The sequence below is a fragment of the Streptomyces scopuliridis genome (assembly GCF_042790125.1).
Taxonomy (GTDB): Bacteria; Actinomycetota; Actinomycetes; order Streptomycetales; family Streptomycetaceae; genus Streptomyces; species Streptomyces scopuliridis_A.
In genome coordinates this window covers 5,461-7,891 of sequence record NZ_JBHTZS010000060.1, presented here as the reverse complement: position 1 = coordinate 7,891, position 2,431 = coordinate 5,461, and the positions used below count along the sequence as shown (strand labels likewise).

Annotated in this window: 2 protein-coding genes; both read right to left on the bottom strand. The window is 71.8% G+C overall.

The features are described 5' to 3' along the window. Positions 1-143: 143 nt before the first annotated feature. Positions 144-836: a 2'-5' RNA ligase family protein gene (locus ACFRKB_RS38490; RefSeq protein WP_383111244.1), complete on the bottom strand. Its 693-nt coding sequence runs from the start codon at positions 834-836 to the stop codon at positions 144-146. Then, positions 833-2,260 carry an extracellular solute-binding protein gene (locus ACFRKB_RS38485; protein WP_383111243.1) on the bottom strand — a complete coding sequence of 476 codons (1,428 nt, stop codon included), beginning with the start codon at positions 2,258-2,260 and terminating at the stop codon, positions 833-835. Before ACFRKB_RS38485 ends, ACFRKB_RS38490 begins: the two co-directional genes overlap by 4 nt. Between the last annotated feature and the right edge of the window lie 171 nt (positions 2,261-2,431).

Genomic DNA, 2,431 nt, shown 5'->3' with positions numbered 1-2,431 from the left:
GGGCCCGCCCGCCCCCGCCCCCGCGGCCGCGGGCGGTCAACCACCACACCCCCGCCCGGGGGGCCCCCCCCCCCCCCCCCGGTGTGGCGGGCCCCCCCCGACGGAGCAGATGACGGCAGACGGGCGGCCGGTCCCCGGAGCGCTCAGTGGTGCAGGCGCCAGGTGTGAACGTGTTCCCAGGTCAGCGTCTGCCACCAGCGGCCCGCCCAGTCGTCGCTGCGGGTGCGGTAGAGAGTGACGGTGTCGCCCACGAAATCGTCCGAGAAGGGCACACGGAGTCCGGTGATGTACTCCTCGACCTCCGCGAACAGGTCCGGGCGTACGTACATGTCGTGCGAGAGGAGCGACAGGTGGGCGTGGAACGTGTCGGCGTCGAAGGGGTTGGCCGCCGGGTTGGGTGCCGTTGTCTCCAGAGGGGCGACGGCCGTGTCGATCCGGGCGGCGAGGTCCACGAACGCCGTGTTCGGGGTGACTCCGTCGGCGAGATGGTGGACGTCATAGACCAGCCCCACACCCAGACGGCGGACGCCCGCGTTGTGGACGGTGAACGCGGGGACGTCGGTCACCGCGCGGGTCACGGCCGCGATGGTCTCCTCGACGGGGCCAGGGAGGTGCCGACTGCCGACCAGGGTCGCGTGCGGCGGGAACGCGCCCGCCGAGACGAGCCCGTACTGGGCCCGCAGCTGGGCGGTCACGGCGGTGACCGCGGCGCAGGTGACGGGGTCGGGACGCAGGTAGACGCCGTAGCGGTACGGGTCTCCGGCGGCCTGTGCGAAGTGCTCGTTCGAGGACATGGGCATGGTCGTGGCTTTCGTCGTGTCGGTGGTGTCGGTCACTGGCCCGCCTGCTCCCGGTAGTCCTTGATCTTCGCCGTCGCCGCTTCCTGCGCTGCCTTCAGGGCGCTGTCGATCGACTTCTTGCCGCTGAACGCCTGCTGCATCTCCGGTACGACCGCTTCACGCACACCCGGCATGGCGCCGCTGAGGCAGCCGGAGGTGGCCGTCGTGGCCGGAGTGTCGGCGAACTGCTTGCCGAGCACGGCGTAGGGCTCGTGCTGGGCGAGGAACGCCTTCCAGGTGGACGAGTCGTCGACGTCGGTGTTGATGGGGGCGTATCCCGATGCCTTCGCGAATCGTTCCTGCGCTTCGGGGGAGGCGAGGTGGCTGATCAGCTTCCAGCCGGCCACCTGCTCGGCCGCGCTGTGTCCTGGCCGGTCCACCCACATCGCGGCGCCACCGATCGCGGCGCCCGCCGTGGACGGCGAGCCGGACAGCGGGTAGGGCAGCGCGGTGTAGTCCTTCATGCCCGCCTCGTTGAGGCCGCCGATCGCGCCGCTGGAGTTGAACATCATGGCGGTCTTGCCCGCGGCGAAAGCCGACAGGGCCGCGTTGCCGTCGACGCCGGTGTCGAGGCCCACGCCGTCGGTGTAGAGCTTGGCCATGGTGCCGAACGCGGTGCGCTGCGGCCCGCTGGACAGGGACAGCGTCGTCGCCCCGCCGGACTTCCGGCCGTTGTCCGGAGTGCAGTAGGGGACCCCGGACGCGGCGGTGAGCTGCTCGAACCACCAGCCGTCGAGAGGCTGGTCGATGCCCTTCACGCCGGGCAGCGCGGCGTGGACCTTCCGTGCGGCCTCCGCCACACCCGAGAGGGTGCCGAGGGCCGAGCGGTCGGCCTTCGCCCGGTCCAGCAGCTTGTCGTTGACGTACAGCAGGGGCATGGACGTGTTCAGCGGTACGGCGAGGAGTTCGCCGTCGGCCGTGTAGTAGTTGCGTGCCGCGGGGCGGAGCTTGTCGAGATCGAGGTCCTTAGGGTTGGCGGCCGCCATGTCCTGGGCGGAGACGGTCTGTCCGGCGTCGCGCAGGTATCCGCTGGTGATGTCGTTGGAGATCATGACGCTCGGCGTGCCGCCGCTGCGGATCGCGGAGGTGTACTTGGCCATGGCGTCGGCGTAGCTGCCCTGGAACGACGCCTTCACCACGATCTTTCCGGCGTTGGCCTTGTTGAACGTGTCGACCTCGTTCTGCAGCGCCTGACCGGCCGGGCCGCCGAGGCCGTGCCACAGCGTCACGGTCACCGCCTTCTTCGCGTCGGCCAGCGCCGACGGTCCGGGCGCCGCGTCGGCGGCCTTCCCGCTTTCGGAGCCGCCGCCGGAGCCGCCGCAGGCGGTGAGGGTCAGGGCGAGGGCGGTCGTCAGGCAGCCGGCCGCGACGCGTGCTCGCAGTCCGGCTCGGGGAGGGAGGGATGAAGGAAACGGGGACATGGCGGATCGTCTTTCTTGCTCGGTGGTGTACGGGCGAGGCTGTGGGGGGCGTCTACGTCCTGTCCGGCCGGGGTTGGGGGGGCCCCCCACACCCGCCGGCCCACACCAACCGGGTTTCCCCGGGCCCCCGGCCCCCCCCCCCGCAGCGCGGGGCGCACCGGACGAGGGGCA